Origin of the sequence: Pseudomonas sp. NFX183 (genome assembly GCF_047943075.1) — a bacterium.
GTDB lineage: Bacteria > Pseudomonadota > Gammaproteobacteria > Pseudomonadales > Pseudomonadaceae > Aquipseudomonas.
Genome location: NZ_CP181333.1, coordinates 4,819,428 through 4,838,510 on the forward strand (window position 1 = coordinate 4,819,428; position 19,083 = coordinate 4,838,510).

Genomic DNA, 19,083 nt, shown 5'->3' on the forward strand with positions numbered 1-19,083 from the left:
CGACCTCACTTGATTCGGATCGAACTGTCGCCGCGCTCCAAGTGAGCCCAGGTAGGTTCGGGTAGAAGTTCGTGTTCAGCGTCTTCACCGGCTGCCATGCGCTTGCGCACCGCTTCGTTATGTTCGCGGATCTCCTTGAGCTTGGCGGCAATGGCTTTTTTGTCCGGAGCAATGCTCGACTTCACAGTGGTCAGTTCGTCCGGCACTGCATCTTCGTTATCCACGATCACCCGTTCGCTGCCCATGGCCAGTGTGATGGTGAAGAGCGGACGCTTGATCGACTTGATGTTGGCGGCTTCCATGTTGCGCCGCAGATAGTCGCTGATCTGCGACACACTGTTGGACTTGATCCGCTTGAGTTCGGCCAGGCGCTCGATTTCGTTTTCGATGGCCGTCACGTCGCTTTCGATATTGCGGCGCAACATAACGATGTTGTCGGCCTTGTCGTTGAAGTCGCCCTGGACTTCGTCCATCGCGTGCTGCAAAGCCTCTTTAAGGCCTTCATCATCGGTGTCGGCCATGGCTTGGAGTTCGGCGAGTTTGCCGGTGAGTGCGTACAGTTGAGTCATGCTGCTGCCTCCTTGCCTTTCTCAAGGCTGGCTTTGCGTTCTTCGAATGCGCGAGTGATGCGGGCGATGAAAGCGGGCTCGTTGCGGCGAGTGGCTTCGCGGATGTACTTCACGTTCAAGGTTTTCAGTTCGTACGTAGTGACGGCCTTGCCGATTGTCTCAACTGCTGAGGCGAGCCAGTCCACGCGCTCCTGCTTCTGCCGAAGAATTTCAGCGTCCTTGTCGTCGGCATTTGCGATCGCTTCCTCTTCTTTGAGTTGAGTGACGTACGCGTCGTCATCGAACAGCCCGAGGAACACGTCGGCGCTGAACCCAAGCATCGAAAGCGATTTCTTGATGGCGTCGGTGAGCGATTTTTTTGGCGCTTCGCCGTCAGTGGTCATGCCGTAGGTAGTTTTGTACTGGTACCGAGTGCAGCCGTATTGCTCGATCTCGCCACGCTGGCCGTCCTGCATGAACCAGAGCGCAATTTTGACTGTGTGACCAATCTCGCGACCTATGCATGCGCGCTTGTCGCCTTCCCCGATGAAGATTTCATGACCCTCATCGAAGCGCTCTTCGACAATCCTCCAGCCCCAGCCGATGCCGACCGGACCAAACAACTCGGTGGCCTTCATGGCCATCGCGGTACCGCTCAAGCTGGTGATGTCCTGGCCGTTGACCTTGGCTTTTTTGGTGAACCTGGTGTCGGTCTTATCGACCTTGTTCCAGATATGCATGTTCTGTTCGGACATGATTGGTCTCCGCGCCGCCGGAGAGGGGCGCTGTAAGTGTTTAGGAGGTGATCCGATCAGCGAGAGCGCTGAGCAACATCAGGAGGGTGAAGACTGCGAGGGCAGAGAAGGAGCCGCGCCAGATGAGCAGACGCCGGGTGCGCTGGCGGGTGGTCACGGCCGAACCCTCACCGCAATTCGACCGCCCTTCATGGTCGCCGCCAGGCGCTTCGGCAAGGTGGCCACAGCACGCTCACGCGGCTGGCCGATCACTTCATTGAAGGGGAGGCCGAAGCCCAGCATGATCAGCTTTGACTCAACGTCTTCAAGCTGCTCATCAATCAGCGATTTAACCGGTGCGGTGGTCATGCGGCCTCCTTGCGCTGCCTGGTGATCTTCAGCAGGCGCTGGCAGTAGTGGTTGAATTCTTCGACGGTGATCGCGTCGCCGGTAAGCATGTTGGTGATCATCCGTGCCACGACGGCTTGGGAGCCGGGCTCGCAGCTTGGGTGTTCAAGCGCCTCCAGCGCTTCGTCGATCAAGATGTGCGGGCTCATACATCGGCATCCACGTCGTCTTCGCGCTCTTCCCTTTCCGCAGCTACTGCGTCTTCGGCATACGGCCTCAGCAGCGCTACAGCGATCTTCTCGATTGCTTCAATTGGCCGTTGCTGGCCCAGCAGGTCCGCGGCGTGGGACCGTGCGTCGCTCTGGCTGCCAAGCATCGCCGACAGCAGCAGGCGGGCAAACGAATCACGCTGGTCCAAGCCGTCGATCTGGCGTTGGTTAAGGTGGCCTTGCAGGACCGTGCAGAACCGGTCGAACGTTACGACCTGCGGCTGGCCGAAGCGCCGTTTCCAGTTGATGTCGACGCCGCACACCAAGCGCTCCGCCGAATGCTCAAGCCAGTCAGCCACCTCGTTGCTCTCGCTGACCTCTGGAGGCAACTGAGCGTCGTAACGCTCCTGGCAAATATTCAATGCTGCGTTCATGGTCGCCTCCAAGGTGGCGGGTTGTTCACCTGTATTCGTCAACACTCATGCCTCCCGCTGGTTGCCGATGGGCGCGGGGGAGGAGTGCTGACGTAATAGAGGTGGGGAAGGGGGCCCAGGCCCGCTACTGGCGACGGCCTGGGTTTGTTGCGTCAGCGGTGTGGCTCGTTGCCCGCTGCTGATTGCAGGGCTGGCCGTTCATCTTCGTAGGTTGGCGGTGAGCTTCCTCCTCAGGGCGTCAATCAGCATCTATTCGCCTTGGATCACAGGTCCCTACAACAAGCACGCTGCAGCTCGTTTGCCCGGTTAGGTGGGCAGGGTGCATGAGGTCCGGCGTTCCCAGCCGAGGCTATTGGGATCGCTAATTCAAATCTTTTGGAGCTGGCCGTGACCCGCTACTGGCGTCGGTCACCGGCTTGAATCAAATGTTCTTCCAGCCGCGGGCCTTTCGGTTTGTTCTCCCGCTGGATAACTGTACTTGGCGCTTTACGCTGCACGCCCGGGTCAGTTGCCAACCCTCTGAACCGTTTAGGCCGGTTCATCGCTGCCTTTGAATCTGGGCCGGCGGTGATCCGGCGAGGGGTTTCGCTAAAGAGCGTTGGGCTGCAAGGCCCTGGCGAGTCGCTGTTGGGTGACTCGGTGAAGATAAATTAGCACTGCTGATAATTGAAGTAAACAGCACTGCTAATGTATTTTGCGCGAACATGAAAAAGCCCGCAGCAAGTGCGGGCTCTATTGAGGGCAGGCTCAGTCTTCTCCAGGTTACGTCCATAGCAGCTGAATTAATCCGTCATCCCGATGGGCGATGGTCACGTTATCGTTTTCCGCTATTTCGTCCAGCACGCGGTCCCAATCAGCCGGATCGTCATTTGTGGAGCGCTCCAAGAGCGCAGATTTGGATGCCTGCGCCTTGGTCGCATTGACCGCTCGCTGTACGCGCATGCCGAGCAATTCATAGGTCGACGGTTCTTTTGGTGCTTGAGATTTGTGCTTTGCCATAGATGACGCTCCGCTGTTTGGCTGTATGCATAAACAGTATTTCATGCCCGTAGGAAGGGCAAGCTTTAAGAGTACGGATGTACTCCTGTCGGTGCGAAGCATAAAAAAGCACGCACTTGGCAGGCTTGGATGCTTCGGCTAAAGGTCAGTTAGAAAACTTCACCTCTGTCGCGAGAGCTTCTTTCGCGGCCTGGTACGCGGATTTGGCTTGTTGGCCCGTAGTGCGATAGGCACTCATGGTGACCATGTAGGCCGACCACTTTGGGTATAGGTCCTTGCTCAGTTCGGCCTGTGTGGCCGGTACTTTGGCGGCCTTTAGGCGATTAACTGCTTCATCACCCTGTGCCCTAGCGTGCTTGAAGCATGCGCTAAGCGAGTTGTTGTATACGGCTATAGTTTGAGCGCTCGCATATCAAACCATAGCATTGCTAGTGGTCGTCTCCAGGTCGCACTGCCATGCAGGAAGATCCAGTTGCCTAGAGAAGTTGACGGCCTCAGGTGAATTTGGGTCATATTAGAAATCAATAGCCTTGAACACATGCGGCGCCTTGGCAGGACCTGCAGCGACCTGTGCGACTGGAGTTCTCTGTTGCGATGCGGCGTAGCCAGCCAAGGCCATGGTCAAAGCAGCAAGCGGAGTGCAGTTTTTCAAACGCATTGAATCCCTCCCGTAATAGAGCCGACACTTTGCCAATCATGGCGTACGGCCACCATTGGTCGCCTTTAGCAGCATCACGCTATTGACGCCTGTAATCTGACGCATATCCGGAATGTCGATGGCGGGTTTCCTATGAGAGAGGAGCAGCGAAAATTAGCCCTCACAGCTTGGCGCGAGCTATGTGCGTTGGCTGCAAGTCGAATGGACGCAGAGTTTAAATATTTCGAATTGCTGAGGCGGGCTGACGCAATGGAGCGAGCGGACCTCATAACTAGCGATGAGTGGAGAAGGCTGGTGCAGCACGCGGGAGCATTGCTTTGCAGTACTGCGCAATGTATGGGCGGGCCAGGGTAGAGTAGATACAAGAAGCCCGGCGCTGGGCCGGGCTTGATTCAATCGGGGTGTTGAATTGGAAGCTTTAGCTGAGTGCCAGAGCGGCGATGGTCAAGCACTTCCAAAACTTGGTGCTCGGCCTTCAACTGATCGCCCACAAGGGTTTTAATTTCCTTTAGGCGAACCCTTAAGATATCTCCCTTGCCAAATCGCAGATCGCCACTCTCAATCATCGAAAGGAAACTTGGATCAACAATTGATGCGTAGAACGTGGACGCGCCATCGTGGAATCTCCATTTATTTTCGTCGCGAAAGGCGATGTTCACCAACTGAAGGCTGGCCACTCGCTCACTCTCATCAAGTCGCTCCTCTTCCTGCTCGGGAGCGATGAAGTTTTCGGCTTCCGTTTCTGATGCCGCTACGAAATCGCCATCAGGCTCGCGAACGGCGAAGTAATCAACTCCCGGCCGCTGGAGCGGTTTGTGCACTACGTCTTGGAAAGCCTTGCGTAGCTTCCAATTTCGGAACAGCGCTAAGACCTTTTCCTCGGTGTCGAAATGCTCCTGATCGCAGAAAACCCTGACAACGCCATCGCTAAGGATTTCAACTTTTGTGATATCTCGATTGCGAACCCACTTGATGAGCTGAAAAACACCCCTCGTTGTTAGGCTCGTAAAGCCGAGCAGGGCGATCAGATTCGCCGCTGCGGTAACCGGGCTACCGGCAAAAAGATCCTGGGCTTGCTGAATCAGACTCTGCGTTACGCCAAGATCAATTCCAAAACTGCCAGTTTTAAATGATCCTTTGACGCTGACGGAGAGCTTGGTTCGGCCATCGTTGAGCGTGGCGTTTGCCTCTTCGAAAAGCTCCCCGAGAGCCAGAAGGGCGGGCGCAAGATCACGCACCTCCATCTCGTGCGATTGAAGCGCGGGCCCGTCATAAACGACTTGTAGCGATGCTTTGCTCATGTCTTCCATTGTTGCTTCCGTGCGTGATTCTGTCTATTTAAGACTATGGCTGCCCGTCCGAAAGCGAGAGGCTACAGCATCCCTCCGCGCCAAACTATGCGCCTATTCAGGCTTGCTTCGATTTATCTGGCCGCCTTCACCTCGTCCGCATACCCGGCCAGCCGATCCTCGTCCGCAAAAAGCACCGTGCACATCTTCAGCACGGCTTGGGTACCCGCCTCATTGCCGGCAAGCGTCAGCCGCTCCAAAATTCTCATTAGCTCTACGGCTGACCACTTGAGGTCGGAGGCGATGCTTGTAGGTCGTGCTTTAGGTCTTGGTTTGGCTTGGTGAGATTCACAGGTCTCCACCTCTCCAGATAACCTTGCCGATGATGCGGTGCTCATTCACTTCACTGCGGACAAGCACAATATCGGCGTAGTCATCACAGTCATCGTTATCGCTTCTGAGGATCCAGCCGCCGAGCGGTGTCTTCACGACTCGTTTAACGATCGAGCCTTTGTCCGCACTAGTGAGAACGAACACCTGACCATCGACAGGCTCGGTTTTAGAGGTATCAAGCAGCAGGACGTCATGGTCATTGATCGTTGGCCACATACTATCGCCGTCGGCATAAATCACGATCAAACTCTCTGGCTTCACACCTTTGGTTCGCAGCCAGTCGCGCTTGAACGCGAGAGTGGCTATTGACTCGACGTGCGGATTCTCATGTCCGATGCCGGCAGCCGCCTTGGCGCTGTACTGCGGTACGTGGGCGTATTTTTCTTCCGCTGCTTCGATATCACTGCCGGCAGGAAAGGGGCTATTTGCGGCTAGATCCCTACCACTGTGCATGTGGACTGCCGTTTCGCCAGCGGCGCGCCTGATACCGTCTGCAAGTGATGGACTTATATCCCAAGGTTTGACGCCGAATACCTCTGCCAGCTTGATGAGGGCGTCCAAGTTGAGTGCGACCTTTCCATTAAGGTACTGGCTTACAGTGCTCTGCGGTGAGCTCCAGCCACACCTTGCGCCAACTTCAAATTGGTTGAGTGCCGGGCTTTCGCCTTTATCCTTCGACGCCTTAACCGCGTTGCGGTACGCGTCTTTTAGGCGAGCGGCATCATTTAGCTGCTCTTGGTTAAGAGGGGTTCGAATGGGCTTGGTCATGCGAGTGATTAAGTAGCAGCGCTGATATTTCTGCAAACAGCACTGCTAATCCTTTCCTTGTTTAGTTTAAAACAGCAGTGCTAATATGGCTGCAACTCAACCGGAGACTCAGATGATGAAGACTGTATCCCTCGGGGAATACCTGTCATCGCACGGAACCCAGAGCGATCTCGCCAAGGCTCTGGGTATCCAGCAAAGCGCCGTATCTCAGATGTATCACTCTAGTCGGGATATCTCGATCACGCTGATGGACGACGGGTCGATCCAGGCAAATGAGATACGCCCTATTCCCGCACGTAAGACAGCCGCCTGACGTCTCTGTCCGCCGCTCCATTGAAGCCAGGTTAGAAGAGGGCAGGCCTCATGAAAACGTCCAGTTCTAGACACACCGTACAAACCCGTGATCAGGTGCTGGTCGCCCACGCTGCAAACCAGATCGCACGCACCAGCCTGAGCCAGGACGACTTCGCCCAGGCGTTGAGTCGCGAGTTGCACCTGTCGATCCCGGAGCGCGCCCAGAAGAAAGACGTTCCTGACTTCAACTCTGCGGAACTGACCGCCGACGTAAATGAGTTTGTGAAGGCTACCGGTCGCTGGCTCAAGCGTGTTCAGCGCTGGCTGTCTGGCGATCAGGAAATGCCGTCGTGGCTGGAAGAGTCCTGGGTCAACGCCCTTGAACCCGAATTCCGCGACCACTGCGTAAACGAGCTTGCAAGCCGCCACGGCCTGACCGGCGCCCGCCAGATGACCAGCGACCAATGTGCGAACAAAAGCTTCGGTGCGCTGATCCGCGCGCTGGGCGATGTGATCGATACCGGCAGCGAAGTTTTTGATGATCAAGTGATGTGCGAACTGGACCTTCCGCACTTGCCAGCGTTCGCCAAGCAGTGCCGTCAGGTTGAAGCGAAGGCGGGGGAGTTGGGGCGTAGAGCTGAGCAACTGCTCGCGGCGGCTCGGCCACTGAAATCCATAGCCTGACTAGCAGGCACAAAAAAGCCAACGTTAGAGGTCGGCTTTTTCTACAGCGGTAAACAATTCGAGCAAATCATGCACCAACACACTGAATCGATCAATACCCCCAATATTCCCGCGCCACGTTTTCCGCAATTTCAAAACGTGGCGCGGATTAAGCCTGTGACCCCTTTCGACTTCCACGGCTTCCCTGTCCGCGTAATTGACGACGGCCTCGGAGAGCCTTGGTTCATCGCCAAGGATATCGCCGAAACCCTCGGCTACTCCAACACGTCGAAAGCGATCAATGTTCACTGCAAAGCGGTCAGTACCTGCCATACCGAAATGGGAGGTCAGGTCCGCGCAGTGCAAATCATCCCTGAGCGCGATCTCTACCGTCTTGTGATGAAGTCCAAGCTTCCGGCTGCTGAGCAGTTCGAAGAGTGGGTGGTGGGCCAGGTGCTGCCGACCATTCGAAAGACCGGCTCTTACACCGCCCAAGAGACGAACAACTCCAAGGTCATTGGCGAACTCGCCATTCTGGAATGCTTCGACCGCCTGCTGAAGCCGGCCAACTCCAGCAAGATGCTGATGTTGGCCATGATCGCCGCCAACAACGGCCTGGACGCCAAGTTTCTTCCAGGCTACGCCGTTGACGCCGCCCCTGATGCCGCTGGCGGCTCTTCGATGCCCACCAAGGCAATTACCGCCCTGATCAAAGATCACGCCATCGCCAGCACCGCCCGCGCCTTCAACCTTGCACTGGAGGCCCACGGCTTCCTCAAGGTCCTGCGGCGCAAAAACTCCAAGCAGGAAATGATCGACTTCTGGTCCGTGACCGGGAAGGGCCTGGCCTACGGCAAGAACCTCACCAGCCCTCAATGCCCCCGCGAGACGCAGCCTCACTGGTACGTGGATCGCTTCATCGAATTGGCCGCAAAGGTCGGGAAGGCCTGACATGCAATACACCGTCACGATTAACCAGGTGAAGGCGCTGGAGTGGGGGCTGAATTCTCAGCAGGCCCTGCTGTTCGCCTTCGTCTACGGCTGCCCGAGCTGGACCAAGCCAATCAATACCTATGACGGGGTCTTCTTCGCGCTGAGCAAGGCCAAGATCACTGAGGAGTTGCCGCTGCTCACCCACAAGCCAGACACCGCTTACCGCATGCTGAAGGCCCTTGAAGAGGCCGGTTTGATTGAGCTTCGTCCTGAAGCATTCCGACTCACGGAAAAAGGCTGTGAGTGGAACCCGGACCGTATGGGTCACGTCACCGCGCACCAACCACGGGCCCTCCCGCCCCGGCGCAGGACGAAAAAGAAACCAATCCCTTCTGGCTTGCGTGCTCGGGTATTCGCCCGTGACGGTCACGCGTGCTTGCGCTGTGGCTGCTCGGTGCTGATGCGTTTGAGGGCTGATCACGTCGTACCTGAAAGCCAAGGTGGAGAGGCTTCTTTGGGCAACCTCCAGACCCTTTGCATGTCCTGCAATAGCTGGAAGGGCGTGCGGACGATTGATTTCCGCGCGTTCGCCGGAGGTGCAGCATGAGCATGGGCCTTATGGTCGCCGCGATGAAACTTCGCGTCGGTAATCCACTGCGCAAGCTGGTGCTGATCAAGTTGGCCGACAACGCCAGCGACGTTGGTGAGTGCTGGCCGTCCTACCAGCACATCGCCGATCAGTGCGAGATCAGCAAGCGCTCTGTCATGAACCACATCACCGCTCTGTGTGAGGCGGGACTGTTGCGCAAGGAGATCCGGAAGGGAGGCCCAAAAGGGAATTCGTCGAACGTTTACTTCCTGACCCTCGAAGGGGGTGGTGCACCTCCTGCACCAGGGGTAGTGCAGCAGATTCACCCGGGTAGTGCAGCAGGTTCACCCCCTAGTGAATCTCCTGCACCAGGGGGTAGTGCAGCAGCTGCACCCAGAATCAGTAACTCTCTTGAACCAGTCATGGAACCGGTCAATGAACCAATTGCACCCCCGGCTCCCGCCGAGGTTGTTCCGGCTCACTCCCGCGGCTTGATGCTGGTGGCTGATCGCACCGATGCCCCACGGGTTGAGATCCCCGCCGACATGCCGGGCCCCAAAGACCAGACCTGCAAAACCTTCAAGGTCTGGGCGAATTACGCCATGGCATACCGCAAGCGCTACAGCGCCTGGCCGGTGTGGAATGCCAAGGTCGGCGGCCAGCTCGGCCAACTGGTCGACCGCCTCGGCGCCGATGTCGCCCATCACGTCGCTGCCCACTTCCTGAAAACCAGCGATGCCGCTGTACTGCGCAAGTGCCACAGCCTCAACGAGCTGCTGGCCAACGCCGAGAGCTATCACACCCAGTGGGTGACCGGGCAGCGTATCAACGGGACAACCGCCCGCCAGATGGAACGGACAGAGGCGAACCACTCCGCAGCGGAGCAGGCCGCCCAGATGGTAATGGCCAAACGCCAAGCAGGTGACCGCAATGAATACCTTTGAAATGAATGACCAGCAGGTTGCCGGGCTGGCCGCCGCCATCTGCGCCACCGCCGAGGCCATGGGCCAGGAAATGAACCCGGGCACTGCCGCGATGATGGCTGAAGACCTCTGTGCGTATCCGGTGCCTGTCGTGAAAGGCGCACTGAAGGCTTGCCGCTTCGAGGTGAAGGGCAAGCTGGCGATGGCCGACATCCTGCAGCGCGTCCAGTCCTCCGACGGGCGCCCGGGCAAGGACGAGGCCTGGGCCATCGCCATGACCACCAACGACGAATTTGAAACCGTGGTGCTGACCGATGAGATCCAGCTGGCCCTGGCAGCCGCGAAACCCATCTTGGATGGCGGCGACAAAATCGGCGCGCGCATGGCGTTCATTGACGCCTACCAGAGGTTCGTGAGCCAGGCTCGCGAAGATGCGAAGCCGGTCAACTGGCACGTATCCGTGGGCTTCGACGCCAACCGGCGTGTGCAGGCTGTGACCAAGGCGATGGAGCTGAAGCGCATCCCGCGCGAACGCGCCCAGAAGTACCTGGCAGACCTGAGCGTTGAGCCGATCACCGAAGATGGCCGGGCCATTGCCGGATTGCTCACTGGCAACGTCACCCGGCCGGAGCCCGCCCTTCGCGCAAAGCTCGAGATCGTTAAGAGCTCGATGCTGGAAATGCGCAAAGCCAGCGCACAGCAGATGGACGAAATACGGATTGCAGCTGCCAACGAGTTGGCGGATCGCCGCGCGCTGCTGATCAAGCAGGCCCAGGAATTGGAGTCACGAGCATGACCATCGACAAGCAACAACTTCAGAAAATGCTCTGGGCCGAAGCCGCGTCATTCCGGGCCGACTGCGCCGACTGGAAGCGCAACACCGAGGCGCTGCAGGAATTCCTCGGGGAGAAGACCGTGGAGGAGGTGGCCCTGGAGCTGCTGGCAGAGAACGAGTTGGCCCGCATGCGTATCAAGGAATTGGATCTGCTGTTTGGTCGCTACCTCCTCGCCATGCGCTCGGCCCTCATCGAGGAAGAGCATGGCAAGGGCCCGGCCGCCGCAATGGCGTGGATCTACAACTCGCTGGCCGGCCCGGGCGAGCTACCTCCAGAGGGTGAGACCGACAGCCAGGCCTACTTCGACCGCGAGATCGTCGCATTGGATAACGGAATGCAGGAGGTAATGGCGTTCCACGAAGGTCGACGCGCCGTCATGGGCAAGGGAGAGCCGTCATGAGCAACTTCCTTGCAGGGCTGTTCTTCGCCGCCGTGCCAGCACTGGCGGTTGGCCTGGTAATAGCGTTCTTTTCTGTGCCTTTGGGTGTGGTGGTGGTACTTGGCGTATTTGGTTTTGGTCTGGATCTTTGCTTCCGCGGTAGTGGTAGGGAGGAGCGGCTATGACCAAGCCAGCCAAGCCACGCCCAATGCCTGTGTACCTGGTGCTGCGCCGCCTGGTCGATCCGGCTACTGGCAAGGAGGTGGCAGCGTTCGTGCCGTCCTCCGACGCTGACCGGTCGATACTCCGCGAGCGCGATTTTCGGATAAACACGAAGATTCGTGCCGACCTCAAGCAGCCACGCAACCCACGGTTCAATGGTTTGGTCCACGGCCTGGGCCGGGTGCTGAGCCAGAACATCGACCGGTTCTCTGGCAAGCAGTCCCACGACGCCATTAAGGCCTTGCAACTGGAGTCGGGCGTGTACTGCGACGAGGAGTTGTTCGACATCCCTGGCCTGGGCCAGCTCACGCGCAAGACACCTCGCAGTCTCTCGTACGACTCAATGGGGGAGGAGACATTCCAAGACTTCTGGCGCCAGTGCTGCGCGTACCTGATGCTGCATGACTGGCCAACGCTCACGGAAGAGCGCCTGACCGAAATGGCAGAGTTTGAAGCATTCAAGGAGGCGGCATGAAGCGTACCGAACTGAAGCGCACCACGCCGCTCAAGTCCGGCGGGATCCAGACCCGGGCGCGCCGCCAGAAGTGCTGCGCCGTATGCCGGGTCAAGTTCACCCCGGTTCGAGACTTCCAGGCGGTTTGTGGTGAAATTGCTTGTGCGCTGGCTCATGCGCCGGTCAATCAGGTCCGGGCACGAAAGGCGCTGGCCGACGTTGAGCGCAAGGACATCAAGGTCCGCAAGGAGAAGATGAAGAGTAGGGCGGACCACCTGCGCGAAGCCCAAGCCGCGGTGAACGAGTACGTGCGCCTGCGTGACGCGCACCTGCCATGCATCAGCTGCGACTCGACGCCCATTGACAACGATCTCATGACTGGCAGCCGCTGGGACGCTGGGCACTATAGATCCGTCGGCGCCTGCCCAGAGCTGCGCTTCGAGCCGTCGAACATCCACCGTCAGTGCGTGAAGTGCAACCGAAACCTTTCCGGCAACGCCGTGGAGTACCGCATCCGCCTTGTGCTGCGCATTGGTGCCGAGAAGGTCGCATGGATCGAAGGGCCTCATGAGGCGCGCAAGTACACCGTGGATGAGATCAAGGCCATCAAGGCCAAATACCGGGCAATGACCAGAGAGCTGAAAAAAGGGGAAGCCGCATGACCTATCGCAACGTCGTTTCAGCAGTAGTTCGAGCCCTCGCGGCTGAGACCATCACTTCCGCCGGCGGCTGCGACTTTGAACCGAAGGTGCAGTGCGCTAAGCAGAAGGGGGAGATCGTCGGCAAGGAGGCTGCGTTTCTTCAGGACTGCTGGGTGTTCGGGCGGCTACACAAGGCGTTGAGCCCGGCGCACTGGCGGGCACTTGTGGCTAAGTACTCGACGCACCAGGAACGAAAGCATGGCGCCATTTTGGAACTGCTGAACTCGGTGAAGACGCCGGCGCCGAAACGGTTCCGTGAGTGCGCTGTACTTACCTGGGCCATCCCGCAGGTGTCCGGTGCCGAGGGCAAGCGCTCCGCCGCGGTGCTACCCGCTGCCTGGTACAACATTACTAATTGGGACAATGATGGTAAGCCGGAATCGACACGCCACCGCTGGCGTTCGTCTATCCGTAAAGTGTTAGACGACCAGGTGAATGCTGCGCTGACCGCTGCTCAAGACCTGCTCGATGCGGAAGGATTAATTGAAACTGTTGCTGCATAGGATGGGGCGCACTATTGAGATGGCGGGGAGCCGATGTTAGGGCTGCCCGCCGCCATGGTCATGTTTTTTAGAGGTCTTTCTTCATCTCTTTATCTACGTGGCGATCGCCCTTGTGCCGCTCGTTTTCTAGATGCTTCGCTTCCTTATCAACATCATGCTCGGCGCGGTCAGCTTCTTTGTCTGCATTACGTACATCCGTGCGCACGTCTGTGGCAATATCCCCCTCGGCGCTAGCGATGCCCGCTTGTGACATGATTCCCGCAGCTAGACACGCCACAACGAATACTCCCTTATATCCACGCATATCCTATCTCCGATTTCAGTCGTCCCTGATTGGGTCTAGTAAAACTAGACGGAGAATTGAAGGTTCTCAATGCTGGAGTCGACGTTTTCTAAGCGCGTATAGAGGCGGGACTCAGCGCGGAGGCTGAGAGATCAAAGGCGCCTCGGCATAGCACAAAATTGGGTGCTCTCGCCTTATCGAGATTCAGGTCGAAAACCTCCCTGTTGCAACCACTCGGTCAATAGACCTGCGCTCAGAGGCTTAGTAATCAAGTACCCTTGGGCCTCGGTGCAGCCCCATTGGCTAATGAGGGACAGAATCTTTTCGGTTTCAACTCCCTCTGCTACTACCCGATATCCCAGTCCTTTAGCGAGCTCGATCAATGTCTTAACGAGTCGCTTGTCTTTTTCATTTGCATTGAGGTTGCTAATTAGTGATTGGTCAAGTTTCACCGTGTTAACTGGAAGCTGTCGTAGATATGACCAGTTGCTGTAACCAGTGCCAAAGTCGTCCACAGAGACCTCTATGCCCAATTTTCGTGCGCGCTCCAGTTGCGCTATTACCGTTACGGGTTCGGACATAAGCATGCTTTCAGTGAATTCCAGCTCTAAATCGTCTGGATCAAGGTCGCTCTCGCCTATAAGGTCTTCGATTCGATCTACGAAATTCGAATTTTCAAGGTCGCCAACAGTTACGTTCATGGCCACTCTCAATTTAATCCCTTGATCCTTCCACTCTTTTGCTTGCGTGGCAACTGCATCAAGTACCCAGAAAGTCAGAGGTCGCATTAATGCAGTCTTTTCAGCCAAAGGAATAAATTCAGCTGGACCTATAGGGCCGAGTGTCGGGTGGGTCCAGCGGATTAACGCCTCAACACTTTCGCAGGAAAAATCCGACAGGTGTACTTTCGGATGGAAAACCAAATTTAATTGGCTGGCTGACCGGACGGCCTCAGATAATGAGCTTAGTAGCACAAACGCCCGTTTCTGTGCTGCATCTAACTTCGGTTGATACAGTGACCATCCCAGATTGCGAACTCTAGCGTCGTCAGCAGCTCCAACCACTAAGCGAAGCCAGTCTTTCTCCCCTGAGTCGATAAGAGGTAACACGCCAATGCCTGTCTGCATCTGTATGGGAATCCCTTTGCAATCAACCGGCCGTTCGAAATCTGAAAGTATCTTCATACACAGAGTCTCTATAGGGTCTATCGCATGTAGAAGAAAGCCAAATCGTGTAGGGCTGATTTTATATAAGACGCAACCTTTTGGTAATATCGCTTGAAGGCGAGTCTTGACGTTGAGCATTAGTTCCTGTGAGAAACTGTACCCGAGAGCTTTTACAACGTCGTTTAGAAATTTAGGTGAGATAACGTCCACAGCATAAAGATAATGTTCTTCGTCAGTGGTGCTGACGAGTCTTATATCTTCTTCCAATCGGAGTCGATTAAATAGGCCAGTTGGCTGGTCAATGTAGGTGCGTGAGCGTAAGCCCGTCATTCGCATAATTACGAGTTGAGCGAAATAAACGAGCATTCCCATGTCTCGTTTGCTCATTGGTTCTCTACGAGATGTATCGATAATGCAGAGACTACCGAGAGAGAAGCCGTCATCTGTAAGAAGAGGCGCGCCAGCGTAATACCTAATATAAGGTGGTCCATTTACCATAGGGTTATCTTTGAAGCGTTCGTCCATTCTAGCGTCTAAAACCTCTAAAGGGTTTTTGTCAAAAAGCGAGTGCGCGCAGAACGAAATACCGCGAGATGTTGAGTGTTCTGGGATTCCAATCCGAGCTCTAAACCATTGCTTATGCTCATCTACAATGGATATCAGTGCGATCGGTACGTTGAAATATTCTGAAGTGATAGCGATTAACTTTTCGAAAACCTCATCACTCTCTTGGTCGCATGAGCAAAATTCTGCCACGCGCTTCAAGCGCACCTCTTCATAATCTGGGGTCGAATCGGCAGCATCCATGATCACCTCCGCTTGGAACACATATGTGTGTGAACATATCAGATGCTCATCACCAATTCGACTGCATTTATCTATGATGGTCATAGCTTTATTCGGTAGGATTGGTGCCGAAAGCGAGCTCATATGTTTAGGGTCGCCTAAAGCCGCTAACAATTCCCCTGAAATACTTGATGCTTAGCAACTGTAGCTATAAAAAATCTCCTTTTATCACAAAATGGAGTTGCGTCGAGTGAGAAAGTGAGAGATTATTCGCCCATGCTGTCGATCTTACGCGTTTTGAGTTTGTGTGAAAAAAATGGCCGCGCCGCTTCATTTTTCGCATCCATGGCTGGCTTTCTTTTCCGAACGCTGCGCAAACGGGGCAGATAAGGTGTCCTCATCGACCCGATCCCGAGCAAAGTGCGCACGTATCTAGATCTCTCCGGCCAATGCCAATGGAGAGGAGTGCTGCTTCGAACCTCTCGCCGTCCCTCATATTCGACAACCAAAGTTTTTGGAATATTTGGCGCTAGGCCTTCCGCATGATCTGCACACTGAGTTGGGCGTCGATTTAGTATCGACCTCACTTTAATTTCATTGATTGTGACGTCCCTATTCGGGCACCCAGCATTCGCTGGATTTTTCCCGATAAGAGGCACAGAAAAGATCTGTACCCTCAATTCAGCCCAGTGAGCGGCTAGGTACCCGCGGTCAGGGCTCAGACTCAGATCGAGCAAATTGAGCGGGTGGTTATGAATGATGCGCAGTCTTCTCGCATTACTGTTCTCGTAACAGAAATTTCTGCGATGAAACTGCAAATACTTGGTGAGTCTGGAGAAGGATAAAAGGATAAGTTTTTTTGGAGCGCCGCTTGACCGAGGTCGAGTAGCGCCTTGCAGGTTGATCAGTCGTCAACTTTGCTAAATTTGCTTAAAACGTACTTCCGCAACTGACGGACGGTCATTGACTTTTCATTCGGTATCCAATTAGCGCCAGAATTATGGTTGACAAGTTTGATACTAATTAGTATGTATCCAATGCTCATAATTTTCCCTTTTTAGAGCTGTTTCTTTAGTGGGATTTCGATACTAGCTGTAATAACTGGCCCGCCATTATGCGGGCTTTTTCGTTTTCTGCCCCGCCACCCCTCGCTCTGAGCAGGGAGTGCAGCCTGCTAACCTCGTTTCAAGCAAGTTCTACTGCTCCGTTCGGACGCTTGGGTATTTCATCGTCGTGAATACCACTCACCGCTTTGATTGATATGCGTTCGGGTGCGCTGAGGGCTAAATACACCGTATCTTCAACGACCTTAGCCACGTTGATTTGGATTTCGTCGCCTATACGCAAGCGCTTATTGGGAGTTCTAGTAATGACTAACAAAAGGTGATCCTCTCTGCTCAATTACTCATTTCGACGTCAATATTCCCTATCCGAAGTAAAATTGATGTAGGAATTATCTGATTTTTTGTGTGGAAATATCTTTTTGTCTCCGCTTCTGAATGATGCGGAACATGCAATTATTGAATCCCAGAATGGGAATAAATGCGGTTTGGAGTGAAGATGGACCCTACTGACCTAGGCCCAGGCACAGCTACCTGGCTGGGCGGTAGTGCCACCGTGGTACTGGGCGGCCTGCTATGGTTGCGCCGGTTCCTTTCTAAGGATGCAACTGACCGAGCAATGGACAGCGCCGATATCGGCACACTGAAGCGACTAAACGAGTTGCTGAACCAGGAGCGCGCCGCTCGCAAAGAAGCCGAGGCCCGCGCCGATCAATTCGCGAAGGAGCGGAATGACCTGGCAGCTGCCGTTGGGCGCATGGAAGGTAAGATCGAAGCGCTCACCAGCCAGGTAGCTCAACTCACTGACCGCGTGACGCAGCAGAGCGATGAGATCACCCGCCTTCGCACCAAGCTGGGAGGAATCGCCTAATGGACAGATGCGCATTGGAATTTATCGCACGCCGCTGGTGGCGCCGGGCCGAAGTTTGGACCATTGCTGTAGTGCTGGTGGGTGGTGGGGCAGTACTGGGTTACCAAGCCGCATACTGGTCGCTCGCTGATAAGCAGAGCAGCCAAGTGACCGACATGCGAAAAGCCTACGATACCGCCATGACTGAGCGCGACAAGCGCCTAGAAGAGCTGAGCCGCCGAACCGGTACCGCCGCCGACCAAGCCACGAAGGCTGCGACGACTGCTGCCAAAGCTGCCGACAAAGCGGATGAAGTCCTAAACCGAGCACCCCAGTGATGGCGTACTGCGGGTGCGCTGCCTACTTAGTTAAGTAGATTAGGTTGCTGGCCTCCTGAGCAGGCTAGATGAACGCTCAGATCGTCATAAGCAAGAGTAAGTGAGTGCGACATCGCTCTATACGTTTATCGCTTGACGAGGTGCAGCGCGTGCTTCCCTCTTGGAGCAGGACTATGCATTGCTCCATCGAGGACGCTCAGCCGGCGAACTTGCGCTTGAAGAGCAATCATTGCACCTTTGAGGTGCTCAATTTGGTCTATGAAAGATGGATCTTGAGCAAGTGGAGTGCCTTTGATCATTGCGAGGGTACTTGCCAGCTGCCTGTAATTATTTGCGGCATGGGCAAGCTCTCGTTCAATTTCTTCTTTATTCACTAGCGCTCCAAATTTTTTATTTGCACCTAAATATAGGTCGGCACTGGCGCTCAGAAAGTTTAATTGGTGTGACGAGCGGCTAACGGTACGCCGTACCCAACGCGCCATATTTTTCGAATGCGCCCAAACGTGGCGCGAGGCTTTGCAACTGAGCAACCTCGTCCGACTGCTTCACAGTACGCCAGTGATCCCGGATATCAATACTGCGGTAAGCGCTATCGACAAGGCTATTGCCGATGCCACGGCAGCGTTGTCTACCAGCGTTCCTAAAGGCTTGATCATTGGATTGCTCCATGGTCACCATGCAGGCCTATGAGATGGTATCTCAATGAATACCATTGCCCACTAAAACGGCCTGATCGATTGTGACTTTGAGGTAGCCAGCGGTGAATCAACACCGATACTGCTCGCTATCGTCTGTTAATAAATGAGATTTGAGCTTCCACTCTCGCCCGAATGGCGCTGGATTTCCCTTGGAAGTGAATGGTTCCCTTTGGATAGATGTTGATTACCATGCCATCAGGAAATACAAACTGTAGGGCTCCGACCGCATTGACCGCAGACCGACTGGCATCAGGGTATGCATTTTCAATATGCTTAACGAGTCTTCGGGGGTCATGGCATGACATCACCATTTGCTGCTCCTTAGCTATGCGAGTCACATATTTGCAGGTATTAGCTACTTATTTCAAGTTTGGAAAGGTGTGATTTTGAGTTGGCCGAGACCCCCTCCCTCAGCGCTTCATCTGGCCGATCTGCCAGACTTCCTAATTCGCCTAACACCAGCGCCGGAGGTATGGGACTGGCTACAAGCCGAGATACTTGCCGACACCGGCAGCCTTTACAACCAAGACCATGCCCATTTGCTGGATGCAGGTATCCGTTTCATGTGGGCGTCGTCGAGCTTCGAGAAACAGGGACTCACAGTTCTTGGCCAGGCCGAACAGGTAGCGTTCCGCGCCGGCGGTTGGCAGAAAGCCCGGATGGAGCAACAGATGCGTGATTGGTTCGGCGACGTGCCGGCCTTCATCATCACCCTGGCGGCCGACTACTGCGCCCAGTGCAGCGACCTTGAGTTCTGCGCCCTGATCGAACACGAGCTGTATCACCTGGCTCATGCGACCGACAAGTACGCTCAACCAGCATTCACCCAAGACGGCGCACCGAAGATCAAGCTGCAGGGCCACGACGTTGAAGAGTTCGTCGGTGTCGTCCGCCGTTATGGTGCAAGCCCTGACGTTCAAGCGTTGGTGGACGCTGCAAACAGTCCTGCTGAGGTGGGGAAATTGAACATATCGAGGGCCTGCGGAACCTGTCTGCTCAAGTCGGCCTGATTTTAGACAGGTTA

At 55.5% G+C, this 19,083-nt stretch carries 27 protein-coding genes and 2 pseudogenes; 15 read left to right on the plus strand and 14 right to left on the minus strand.

Translation table 11 applies throughout. From position 1 onward, the window contains the following. Nucleotides 1-5 precede the first annotated feature (5 nt). From ACM530_RS22590 to ACM530_RS22635, 10 genes and pseudogenes are all read right to left on the minus strand, one after another. Nucleotides 6-569, minus strand: a complete 564-nt coding sequence (locus ACM530_RS22590; RefSeq protein WP_145163819.1) for a siphovirus Gp157 family protein — start codon at nt 567-569, stop codon at nt 6-8. After that, nucleotides 566-1,303, minus strand: a complete 738-nt coding sequence (locus ACM530_RS22595) for a hypothetical protein (protein WP_416363203.1) — start codon at nt 1,301-1,303, stop codon at nt 566-568. Before ACM530_RS22595 ends, ACM530_RS22590 begins: the two co-directional genes overlap by 4 nt. 153 nt (nt 1,304-1,456) lie before the next feature. Continuing rightward, nucleotides 1,457-1,651, minus strand: a complete 195-nt coding sequence (locus ACM530_RS22600; protein ID WP_145163822.1) for a hypothetical protein — start codon at nt 1,649-1,651, stop codon at nt 1,457-1,459. Continuing rightward, complete coding sequence (locus ACM530_RS22605) at nt 1,648-1,839, minus strand: hypothetical protein (RefSeq protein ID WP_145163824.1); 192 nt, start codon at nt 1,837-1,839, stop codon at nt 1,648-1,650. Before ACM530_RS22605 ends, ACM530_RS22600 begins: the two co-directional genes overlap by 4 nt. After that, nucleotides 1,836-2,273 carry a hypothetical protein gene (locus tag ACM530_RS22610; RefSeq protein ID WP_369301065.1) on the minus strand — a complete coding sequence of 146 codons (438 nt, stop codon included), beginning with the start codon at nt 2,271-2,273 and terminating at the stop codon, nt 1,836-1,838. The genes ACM530_RS22605 and ACM530_RS22610 overlap by 4 nt, the downstream gene beginning before the upstream one ends. 762 nt (nt 2,274-3,035) lie before the next feature. Continuing rightward, complete coding sequence (locus ACM530_RS22615) at nt 3,036-3,272, minus strand: DUF1654 domain-containing protein (RefSeq protein WP_369301063.1); 237 nt, start codon at nt 3,270-3,272, stop codon at nt 3,036-3,038. 514 nt (nt 3,273-3,786) lie between these two features. After that, the gene (locus ACM530_RS22620; RefSeq protein WP_369301061.1) at nt 3,787-3,930 is read right to left on the minus strand and encodes a hypothetical protein; all 144 of its coding nucleotides are present in this window, start codon (nt 3,928-3,930) and stop codon (nt 3,787-3,789) included. A 392-nt stretch (nt 3,931-4,322) separates the two neighbouring features. Continuing rightward, nucleotides 4,323-5,240, minus strand: coding sequence for a hypothetical protein (locus tag ACM530_RS22625; RefSeq protein ID WP_056861762.1), 918 nt, complete (start codon nt 5,238-5,240; stop codon nt 4,323-4,325). A gap of 113 nt (nt 5,241-5,353) precedes the next feature. After that, nucleotides 5,354-5,571: pseudogene (locus ACM530_RS22630) on the minus strand (hypothetical protein). Further along, a complete protein-coding gene (locus ACM530_RS22635; RefSeq protein ID WP_369301060.1) occupies nt 5,568-6,380 on the minus strand; it encodes a LexA family transcriptional regulator in 813 nt (270 codons plus the stop codon). The pseudogene ACM530_RS22630 and the gene ACM530_RS22635 overlap by 4 nt, the downstream one beginning before the upstream one ends. Before the next feature lie 115 nt (nt 6,381-6,495). On the opposite strand from ACM530_RS22635, the gene ACM530_RS22640 reads away from it, so the two are divergent. The 12 genes and pseudogenes from ACM530_RS22640 (at nt 6,496) to ACM530_RS22695 (ending at nt 12,877) form a co-directional block, all read left to right on the plus strand. Then, nucleotides 6,496-6,693: a Cro/CI family transcriptional regulator gene (locus ACM530_RS22640; protein ID WP_369301440.1), complete on the plus strand. Its 198-nt coding sequence runs from the start codon at nt 6,496-6,498 to the stop codon at nt 6,691-6,693. 50 nt (nt 6,694-6,743) lie between these two features. Further along, nucleotides 6,744-7,358 carry a hypothetical protein gene (locus ACM530_RS22645; protein WP_369301059.1) on the plus strand — a complete coding sequence of 205 codons (615 nt, stop codon included), beginning with the start codon at nt 6,744-6,746 and terminating at the stop codon, nt 7,356-7,358. A gap of 69 nt (nt 7,359-7,427) precedes the next feature. Continuing rightward, nucleotides 7,428-8,288, plus strand: coding sequence for a Bro-N domain-containing protein (locus tag ACM530_RS22650; protein ID WP_404488446.1), 861 nt, complete (start codon nt 7,428-7,430; stop codon nt 8,286-8,288). Between the two features lies 1 nt (nt 8,289). Further along, nucleotides 8,290-8,580, plus strand: a pseudogene (locus tag ACM530_RS22655) (phage replication protein); the annotation flags it as partial. A 9-nt stretch (nt 8,581-8,589) separates the two neighbouring features. Next, the gene (locus tag ACM530_RS22660; RefSeq protein ID WP_416365113.1) at nt 8,590-8,877 is read left to right on the plus strand and encodes an HNH endonuclease; all 288 of its coding nucleotides are present in this window, start codon (nt 8,590-8,592) and stop codon (nt 8,875-8,877) included. Further along, nucleotides 8,874-9,803 carry a helix-turn-helix domain-containing protein gene (locus ACM530_RS22665; RefSeq protein WP_416363204.1) on the plus strand — a complete coding sequence of 310 codons (930 nt, stop codon included), beginning with the start codon at nt 8,874-8,876 and terminating at the stop codon, nt 9,801-9,803. The genes ACM530_RS22660 and ACM530_RS22665 overlap by 4 nt, the downstream gene beginning before the upstream one ends. Further along, entirely contained in the window at nt 9,790-10,578 is a 789-nt protein-coding gene (locus ACM530_RS22670) for a hypothetical protein (RefSeq protein WP_145163849.1), read from the plus strand. Before ACM530_RS22665 ends, ACM530_RS22670 begins: the two co-directional genes overlap by 14 nt. Next, a complete protein-coding gene (locus ACM530_RS22675; RefSeq protein ID WP_416363205.1) occupies nt 10,575-11,018 on the plus strand; it encodes a hypothetical protein in 444 nt (147 codons plus the stop codon). Before ACM530_RS22670 ends, ACM530_RS22675 begins: the two co-directional genes overlap by 4 nt. Continuing rightward, entirely contained in the window at nt 11,015-11,182 is a 168-nt protein-coding gene (locus ACM530_RS22680; RefSeq protein WP_416363206.1) for a hypothetical protein, read from the plus strand. The genes ACM530_RS22675 and ACM530_RS22680 overlap by 4 nt, the downstream gene beginning before the upstream one ends. Continuing rightward, the gene (locus ACM530_RS22685) at nt 11,179-11,694 is read left to right on the plus strand and encodes a hypothetical protein (RefSeq protein WP_416363207.1); all 516 of its coding nucleotides are present in this window, start codon (nt 11,179-11,181) and stop codon (nt 11,692-11,694) included. Before ACM530_RS22680 ends, ACM530_RS22685 begins: the two co-directional genes overlap by 4 nt. Next, nucleotides 11,691-12,335, plus strand: a complete 645-nt coding sequence (locus tag ACM530_RS22690) for a recombination protein NinG (protein ID WP_145163855.1) — start codon at nt 11,691-11,693, stop codon at nt 12,333-12,335. The genes ACM530_RS22685 and ACM530_RS22690 overlap by 4 nt, the downstream gene beginning before the upstream one ends. Then, a complete protein-coding gene (locus ACM530_RS22695) occupies nt 12,332-12,877 on the plus strand; it encodes a hypothetical protein (protein WP_416363208.1) in 546 nt (181 codons plus the stop codon). The genes ACM530_RS22690 and ACM530_RS22695 overlap by 4 nt, the downstream gene beginning before the upstream one ends. Nucleotides 12,878-12,944: 67 nt before the next feature. On the opposite strand, the gene ACM530_RS22700 is transcribed toward ACM530_RS22695, so the two are convergent. The 3 genes from ACM530_RS22700 to ACM530_RS22710 form a co-directional block, all read right to left on the minus strand. Further along, entirely contained in the window at nt 12,945-13,181 is a 237-nt protein-coding gene (locus ACM530_RS22700; protein ID WP_416363209.1) for a hypothetical protein, read from the minus strand. A 173-nt stretch (nt 13,182-13,354) separates the two neighbouring features. Beyond that, nucleotides 13,355-15,133, minus strand: coding sequence for an EAL domain-containing protein (locus tag ACM530_RS22705; RefSeq protein WP_416363210.1), 1,779 nt, complete (start codon nt 15,131-15,133; stop codon nt 13,355-13,357). Nucleotides 15,134-16,297: 1,164 nt separating this feature from the next. Beyond that, nucleotides 16,298-16,513: a carbon storage regulator gene (locus ACM530_RS22710; protein WP_416363211.1), complete on the minus strand. Its 216-nt coding sequence runs from the start codon at nt 16,511-16,513 to the stop codon at nt 16,298-16,300. 159 nt (nt 16,514-16,672) lie between these two features. On the opposite strand from ACM530_RS22710, the gene ACM530_RS22715 reads away from it, so the two are divergent. Both ACM530_RS22715 and ACM530_RS22720 read left to right on the plus strand, forming a co-directional pair. Beyond that, entirely contained in the window at nt 16,673-17,044 is a 372-nt protein-coding gene (locus tag ACM530_RS22715) for a chemotaxis protein (protein ID WP_025856073.1), read from the plus strand. Further along, the gene (locus ACM530_RS22720) at nt 17,044-17,361 is read left to right on the plus strand and encodes a hypothetical protein (protein ID WP_145163864.1); all 318 of its coding nucleotides are present in this window, start codon (nt 17,044-17,046) and stop codon (nt 17,359-17,361) included. Before ACM530_RS22715 ends, ACM530_RS22720 begins: the two co-directional genes overlap by 1 nt. A 125-nt stretch (nt 17,362-17,486) precedes the next feature. On the opposite strand, the gene ACM530_RS22725 is transcribed toward ACM530_RS22720, so the two are convergent. After that, the gene (locus ACM530_RS22725) at nt 17,487-17,735 is read right to left on the minus strand and encodes a hypothetical protein (protein WP_416363212.1); all 249 of its coding nucleotides are present in this window, start codon (nt 17,733-17,735) and stop codon (nt 17,487-17,489) included. Nucleotides 17,736-18,445: 710 nt separating this feature from the next. Here ACM530_RS22725 and ACM530_RS22730 point away from each other — a divergent pair. Then, nucleotides 18,446-19,069: a putative metallopeptidase gene (locus ACM530_RS22730; RefSeq protein ID WP_242201979.1), complete on the plus strand. Its 624-nt coding sequence runs from the start codon at nt 18,446-18,448 to the stop codon at nt 19,067-19,069. The last annotated feature ends 14 nt before the right edge of the window (nt 19,070-19,083 follow it).

Excerpts from the sequence above, each read along its gene's own strand:
- ACM530_RS22590 (WP_145163819.1), bottom strand. The coding sequence starts at position 569 with ATGACTCAACTGTACGCACTCACCGGCAAACTCGCCGAACTCCAAGCC.
- ACM530_RS22595 (WP_416363203.1), bottom strand. The coding sequence starts at position 1,303 with ATGTCCGAACAGAACATGCATATCTGGAACAAGGTCGATAAGACCGAC.
- ACM530_RS22600 (WP_145163822.1), bottom strand. The coding sequence starts at position 1,651 with ATGACCACCGCACCGGTTAAATCGCTGATTGATGAGCAGCTTGAAGAC.
- ACM530_RS22605 (WP_145163824.1), bottom strand. The coding sequence starts at position 1,839 with ATGAGCCCGCACATCTTGATCGACGAAGCGCTGGAGGCGCTTGAACAC.
- ACM530_RS22610 (WP_369301065.1), bottom strand. The coding sequence starts at position 2,273 with ATGAACGCAGCATTGAATATTTGCCAGGAGCGTTACGACGCTCAGTTG.
- ACM530_RS22615 (WP_369301063.1), bottom strand. The coding sequence starts at position 3,272 with ATGGCAAAGCACAAATCTCAAGCACCAAAAGAACCGTCGACCTATGAA.
- ACM530_RS22620 (WP_369301061.1), bottom strand. The coding sequence starts at position 3,930 with ATGCGTTTGAAAAACTGCACTCCGCTTGCTGCTTTGACCATGGCCTTG.
- ACM530_RS22625 (WP_056861762.1), bottom strand. The coding sequence starts at position 5,240 with ATGGAAGACATGAGCAAAGCATCGCTACAAGTCGTTTATGACGGGCCC.
- ACM530_RS22635 (WP_369301060.1), bottom strand. The coding sequence starts at position 6,380 with ATGACCAAGCCCATTCGAACCCCTCTTAACCAAGAGCAGCTAAATGAT.
- ACM530_RS22640 (WP_369301440.1), top strand. The coding sequence starts at position 6,496 with ATGAAGACTGTATCCCTCGGGGAATACCTGTCATCGCACGGAACCCAG.
- ACM530_RS22645 (WP_369301059.1), top strand. The coding sequence starts at position 6,744 with ATGAAAACGTCCAGTTCTAGACACACCGTACAAACCCGTGATCAGGTG.
- ACM530_RS22650 (WP_404488446.1), top strand. The coding sequence starts at position 7,428 with ATGCACCAACACACTGAATCGATCAATACCCCCAATATTCCCGCGCCA.
- ACM530_RS22660 (WP_416365113.1), top strand. The coding sequence starts at position 8,590 with ATGGGTCACGTCACCGCGCACCAACCACGGGCCCTCCCGCCCCGGCGC.
- ACM530_RS22665 (WP_416363204.1), top strand. The coding sequence starts at position 8,874 with ATGAGCATGGGCCTTATGGTCGCCGCGATGAAACTTCGCGTCGGTAAT.
- ACM530_RS22670 (WP_145163849.1), top strand. The coding sequence starts at position 9,790 with ATGAATACCTTTGAAATGAATGACCAGCAGGTTGCCGGGCTGGCCGCC.
- ACM530_RS22675 (WP_416363205.1), top strand. The coding sequence starts at position 10,575 with ATGACCATCGACAAGCAACAACTTCAGAAAATGCTCTGGGCCGAAGCC.
- ACM530_RS22680 (WP_416363206.1), top strand. The coding sequence starts at position 11,015 with ATGAGCAACTTCCTTGCAGGGCTGTTCTTCGCCGCCGTGCCAGCACTG.
- ACM530_RS22685 (WP_416363207.1), top strand. The coding sequence starts at position 11,179 with ATGACCAAGCCAGCCAAGCCACGCCCAATGCCTGTGTACCTGGTGCTG.
- ACM530_RS22690 (WP_145163855.1), top strand. The coding sequence starts at position 11,691 with ATGAAGCGTACCGAACTGAAGCGCACCACGCCGCTCAAGTCCGGCGGG.
- ACM530_RS22695 (WP_416363208.1), top strand. The coding sequence starts at position 12,332 with ATGACCTATCGCAACGTCGTTTCAGCAGTAGTTCGAGCCCTCGCGGCT.
- ACM530_RS22700 (WP_416363209.1), bottom strand. The coding sequence starts at position 13,181 with ATGCGTGGATATAAGGGAGTATTCGTTGTGGCGTGTCTAGCTGCGGGA.
- ACM530_RS22705 (WP_416363210.1), bottom strand. The coding sequence starts at position 15,133 with ATGGATGCTGCCGATTCGACCCCAGATTATGAAGAGGTGCGCTTGAAG.
- ACM530_RS22715 (WP_025856073.1), top strand. The coding sequence starts at position 16,673 with ATGGACCCTACTGACCTAGGCCCAGGCACAGCTACCTGGCTGGGCGGT.
- ACM530_RS22720 (WP_145163864.1), top strand. The coding sequence starts at position 17,044 with ATGGACAGATGCGCATTGGAATTTATCGCACGCCGCTGGTGGCGCCGG.